A 5,589-nucleotide genomic window follows, 5' to 3' on the forward strand; every position below is an offset into this window, starting at 1 on the left:
GGAATGCAGTATTTATGATTAAACAATTAATATCAAAAGAGAATCTAAACGCATCCTATTTGCAGGTGTACCGCAACAAGGGAGCAGGTGGAGTAGATGGCAAAAGTGTGCAAACACTTAAATCTACACGACAAGCAAACGGAAAGCAAAGACACTGAGCAAATAAAAAGTGGAGTTTATCAGCCATCTCCAATACTAGGCGTTGAAATACCTAAAAGCAATGGTAAAACGAGGTTACTCGGGATACCAACGGCCACAGATAGGGTGTTTCAGCAAGCATTGCATCAAGTATTGCAGCCTATATTTGAGGTAGACTTCCAACAGCACAGCTACGGATTCCGCCCATTGCGCAATGCAAGGCAAGCCATTGCACAAAGCTTGAAGCTTATCAATTCAGCTTACCGGCATATTGTAGATATTGACTTGAAGTCTTTCTTTGATGAAGTAGAACATTATGTCTTGTTAGAGTCGATTTACAGAAAAGTAAAATGCAAGCAAACCCTAAAGTTATTGCGTTCATTTCTTAGAGTACCAATACTCATTAATGGCAAATTACAAAAGCGAACGAAAGGAGTTCCGCAAGGCTCCCCTTTAAGCCCTCTGCTGTCAAATATCCTTCTCAATGAGCTGGATAAATTACTTGAAAGTAGAAACTTAGCTTATGTAAGATATGCTGATGATTTTAGTGTAAATGTTAAGAGTAAGAAAGCTGCAAAACGAGTAGGAAATAATCTCTATTTGTATTTAAAGCAAAAACTTCGATTACCAATAAATCGAGAAAAGAGCGGTATTGGTCGTTCTCTAACTTTTAGTTTACTAGGACATTTTTTTGTTGCATCTTATAAAAAGGGAGAAAAAGGGAAATATCAATTAGTCGTAGAAAAGTCGAAATGGAAAACCTTTAAAGCAAAGCTTAAAATGTTAACCAAGAAGACTATTCCTGCCGAATTTAATGAACGAATCCACAGCATTACCCTATTGGTTCGAGGTTGGATAAATTATTACAAACAAGCATCCATTCAAGTCAAACTTAAAAAGTTGGAAGAATGGTTAAGAAACAGACTGCGATATTGTATTTGGCATCATTGGAAAAAGCCCGAGCGAAAGAGGAAAAACCTTATTCGTTTAGGAGTAAACCAAGGACAAGCTTATGCTTGGAGTAGAACGAGAATGGGAGGATGGGCAGTAGCTCAAAGCCCAATTCTTGGTACGACCATTACAATTGAACGGTTGAAAAAGAGGGGTTATATTAGTTTAGTGGAATACTACAAACGTTGATGTATCATTATTGAACCGCCGTATACGAGACCCGCTTGGTTTATCCTGAGCCATGTCGAAGGGTACGGTGGTGTGAGAGGCGCAGTGGCGACTTTAAGTCGTCACCCGTCTACTCGATGTGTGCTGTGAGATGTCGAAAGACATCGTAACTAGAATAAAGATGGAAGGAGGTCTTCCGATTAGGTATTTTAGGAGAACTAATCAAACCACTTCTATGATGTACTTTGGGTAACTAAGGTGGATGAAGCGATAGGAGAAAAGGCTGTATAAACAGTCAGGTGAGAATAAAAGAGATGAGCGAAAGCGAACTTACCGATGAAGTGACGAAAAGACAAGTTGTTGTCAAAACCTACAAATATCGAGGTTGTAGGGAAGAGCGAAGCGGATACCTAATTACTGGCTATGTGGCAACCGTCATAAAGGGGGCATGACTTTTATTTAGGCTTTATTTTGGAACACAGGAAGGCTAATCAAAGTGATAAAGGGAAACCTCAAACAGGCAATACCTGTAAGACGATTACCAATACTTGTTTAGGTGGCGGATGAACCCGTAGTAGTGTTGAAGCTTGTGTAATGTAAGTGGAGCAAAGGGGTTCAATTATGCAGTTTAGAATTAAAAACAACTTAAAGCGTAAGGATGATTTTTAAAGAACAAACAAAGTCAGTACCCATTACAAAGATGATGGTTTGGGAAGCCTACAAGTTGGTGAAAAGCAACAAAGGAAGTGCGGGAATAGATTTGCAAACTTTGGTAGGATTTGAAAAAAATCGATCCAAGGAATTGTATAAAATATGGAATCGCTTAGCTTCTGGTTGTTATTTTCCTCAAAATGTAAAACGCGTATTCATTCCCAAAGAGGGAGGTAAAACGCGTCCATTGGAAATCCCAACGGTTAGCGACCGAATCGCACAACAGGTTATCAAAACGTATATTGAACCACGATTGGAAGCCAAGTTTATGGATAATTCTTATGGGTATAGACCCAATAAGAGTGCGCATCAAGGCGTAAAAGAAGTGCAGCGTAATGTAAAGAAATACAGCTGGGTAATAGATTTGGACATTCAAGAATTTTTTGATAATGTCAATCACGAATTACTCTATAAAGCGCTGAAAGTAGATGTTTCAGAACCATGGGTACAAATGTATATACAGCGATGGTTAGAATCACCTATCCAACTTAAAGATGGCACATTAAGTTATCCAAAAGGAAAAGGAACACCTCAAGGCGGAGTAATAAGTCCTTTGCTCTCCAATTTATTTTTACATTATGGTATAGATAAATGGCTTGCAAGACATTATCCAAAGATAAAAATGGTTCGTTATGCCGATGATATGGTTATTCATTGCAGCACACATCAGCAAGCAAATGATATGCTTGCTGAAGTAAAGAAACGTTTTGAACAATGTGGACTTACAGTTCATCCAGACAAGACGAAAATAGTGTACTGCAAGAAACAGGGAAGGAATCAAAAAGGATTTTCAGTTCAATTTGATTTCCTAGGATTTAGTTTCCAACCCATGATGACCAAATTAAGAAAAGGCGGTTATTTTTTACAGTATGATTGTAAGATGAGTCGAAAATCGAAGAAACGAATTCTAAAAGATTTAAGGGACTTAAACATTCATAGGAAAACCAGAAGTAATTTACAAGACTTGGCAACACTGCTGAACCCCAAAATTAGGGGCTGGATAAATTACTATGGGAAAATAAAACGCAAGGCTCTTAAACCTGTTTTTTATTATCTCCATCATCGGATAATCAAATGGATTTTAAATAGGTATAAACGCTTCAAAAGAAGCCGAGTTTTAGCCGTAAAGTGGTTAAGGCGCATAACTAAAGATTATCCAAATATGTTTTATCATTGGGCATTAGGTTATCAACTAACCTAACTACTGACCGCATAATAAGAGCCGTATGAATTGAGAGGTTCACGTACGGTTCTGTGAGAGGTTTAGGGGTGAAATCCCCCTTTTCATACTCGACTAGGTGCTGGCTACTTTTCCATTAAGATAGGAAGTATATAATTCTCTATTATTTCATCTACCTGATAGTGCATATAAGTTTGATTGTATGCTGTCGCAGTAACAACAACAAGAGCATCTAGATCTTTAAAAATCAATATCTTATTTCCACCGTTTCCACTTGCATAATAGGCTTCTATCTCTTGATTATTTACGTTATACTTTTTATTCCATAATAAATAGCCATAAAATTCATTCTCCATTTTTAATAATGCTATTTGTTTTGAAAGACTTGATTCTACCCATTTTTCTGATAAAATTTGTTTTCCATTATACATTCCATTATCAAGATATAATTGTCCGTAACGAGCATTATCTAAACTGCTCATTTGAAATCCGCCAGCAGTATTAGGAACATTACTTGTTGTAAATTGCCATTTATAGTTTGATATTCCCAAGGGTTTAAATAGGTTCTTATCTGCATATTTTTCTAACCCTTCTGGAACTGTTTTATTCAAAACATCTCCTAATATTACGGCTCCTGCTGTAAAGTAATCCCATTCATTTCCAATTGTTTTTTTAGAATCCATAGACAAATCCAATCCAAATTTTACCCAATCAGAGGTTGGATACATATTTTCTTCGTTCCCTGGAGAATCTGGATTCATATCTGAACCATCAAAACTTGAACTCATAGTTAGCAAACTCTTAAGTGTTACATTTCCTTTTTGTGACGAGTAATTTTTATATGATTTAAGATTATAAAAGTCTTTTAGTGTTTGATTCTCATTTTCAAGATGCCCTTCCTTAATAGCAATTCCCATAATAGTAGATGCCAATGTTTTTCCTACAGAACGAGTATCGTGAAGTGTGTTTCTATTTGCTCCATTAAAGTATTCCTCAATCAATAATTTTCCTTCTTTTACAACGACAATACTTGTGATTTCTTTAAAATAATTTTGTGCGATTTTTTGATTTAACTGTCTAATTAAAAAAGTATCATAATTAGTCTCTGACATTTCCCACTTATCTGTTGATTGTATTGGCTGAATAGCAATTTTAGATTCTTCTACTTCCTTTTCAACAAAAGTTAACTTAACCTCACCTTGCGCAATAATATCACCTACTTTAAATTGTTTATGTTCTATGTACGGACGGACTTCAATCCTTAAATCGTGACTTCCATTTGAGAGTGCTTTTTGTCCCCCTTCTTTTTTCATAAATTTCAGCCATAAGAATACTCCCCAATGGTCAGAGATGTTTTTATTTACTAATGGAATTCCATATGCAGTTGCTGAATTCTTATACTCGCAAGAACCTGCTCCTGTTTGAAGATTTTTTTTGTAAATCTCTTTATTGTCAACAAAAAATGTCAATTGAAAATTTCCTTTTCTGCATAGTTCTCTTACCGATAAATCTGGTTCTAATTCACTAAGATAATAAGTCAATGTCTTGCCTAAAAACATTCTGAAACCAAAATCTGAAGTGTTAGAAATAGATAGTTCATTAATAAAATGGTTTTCAGAAAATTTTTCTAAAGGAATCCAATCGCTCATAAAAGCAATTTTTCCAATATTGTTTTTATGTGCTTCGTTAGACACTTCTCCTGAACTGAGTGTCAAAGGTGGTTCAGGTGTATTCTTACAAGAAATAAAAAACAGTACTGTTATTGAAAGAATTACTATTTTTTTCATTGGTTTCATCTTTGATTGTATTTGTTTATTCAGCAAACATATACTGAATAGAACTATCAAAAGCCCCATATTATAGAATGGGACTCATTTAAGGCTATTCAGGCATATTTTTTATTGATTTTTTATAATTTAAAGGAGTTATACCTTTAATATTTTTAAAAACTCTGTTAAAAGTCGTTTTCGAATTAAAGCCGCATTCAAAAGATATACCTAATAGCGTTATGTTATCATATTTATCGCTATCCAATTTATCAATAAAAGCATTAATACGATACTCATTTATAAAATCTGAGAAATTTTTATCCAAACCCTCGTTTATTATTTTAGATAAAATATTGGGATGTATATTAAGGCTGTCTGCCAAAGATTTTAATGTTAATTCTGAATTAAGGTAAAACAAGTTAGTTGCTATTTGCTCTTTTAACCAAGATGCTTTTTTAATGATTTCTTCAGATGGAGTTTCTTTATTAATATTATCTTTCTTATTAGCCTCAAGAAATATGATCTCTGGTCTTAAAAAGGCTTCAGCACTAATCCAAATAGTTATGATAGAGAGTAATACATAAATTGGATAATAATCACTTATGTTTAATTGAAAATCAAATATCACATAATCAATAATGGTATAAGGTGTCCATAAAAACCAAAGTATAG

At 34.6% G+C, this 5,589-nt stretch carries 5 protein-coding genes; 3 read left to right on the forward strand and 2 right to left on the reverse strand.

Annotated elements, in window-relative coordinates; all coding sequences use genetic code 11:
- The first annotated feature begins 105 nt into the window (after positions 1 to 105).
- The 3 genes from ltrA (CXF67_RS03980) to ltrA (CXF67_RS03985) all read left to right on the forward strand — a co-directional run bounded on the left by ltrA (CXF67_RS03980) (position 106) and on the right by ltrA (CXF67_RS03985) (position 3,169).
- The gene (ltrA, locus tag CXF67_RS03980) at positions 106 to 1,278 is read left to right on the forward strand and encodes a group II intron reverse transcriptase/maturase (RefSeq protein WP_257984590.1); all 1,173 of its coding nucleotides are present in this window, start codon (positions 106 to 108) and stop codon (positions 1,276 to 1,278) included.
- Between the two features lie 293 nt (positions 1,279 to 1,571).
- A complete protein-coding gene (locus CXF67_RS18080) occupies positions 1,572 to 1,709 on the forward strand; it encodes a hypothetical protein (RefSeq protein WP_180957894.1) in 138 nt (45 codons plus the stop codon).
- 206 nt (positions 1,710 to 1,915) lie between these two features.
- Complete coding sequence (ltrA, locus tag CXF67_RS03985) at positions 1,916 to 3,169, forward strand: group II intron reverse transcriptase/maturase (protein ID WP_102087558.1); 1,254 nt, start codon at positions 1,916 to 1,918, stop codon at positions 3,167 to 3,169.
- Positions 3,170 to 3,273: 104 nt separating this feature from the next.
- Here the strand turns inward: ltrA (CXF67_RS03985) and CXF67_RS03990 are convergent, their stop codons facing one another.
- Together CXF67_RS03990 and CXF67_RS03995 are read right to left on the reverse strand one after the other, a co-directional pair.
- Positions 3,274 to 4,935 carry a serine hydrolase domain-containing protein gene (locus tag CXF67_RS03990; protein ID WP_102087559.1) on the reverse strand — a complete coding sequence of 554 codons (1,662 nt, stop codon included), beginning with the start codon at positions 4,933 to 4,935 and terminating at the stop codon, positions 3,274 to 3,276.
- 94 nt (positions 4,936 to 5,029) lie between these two features.
- Positions 5,030 to 5,589 (reverse strand): helix-turn-helix domain-containing protein (locus tag CXF67_RS03995; protein WP_145990377.1); only part of this gene is annotated, 560 nt, incomplete at its 5' end.

This window comes from Psychroflexus sp. MES1-P1E, from assembly GCF_002836055.1.
Classification (GTDB): Bacteria; Bacteroidota; Bacteroidia; order Flavobacteriales; family Flavobacteriaceae; genus Psychroflexus.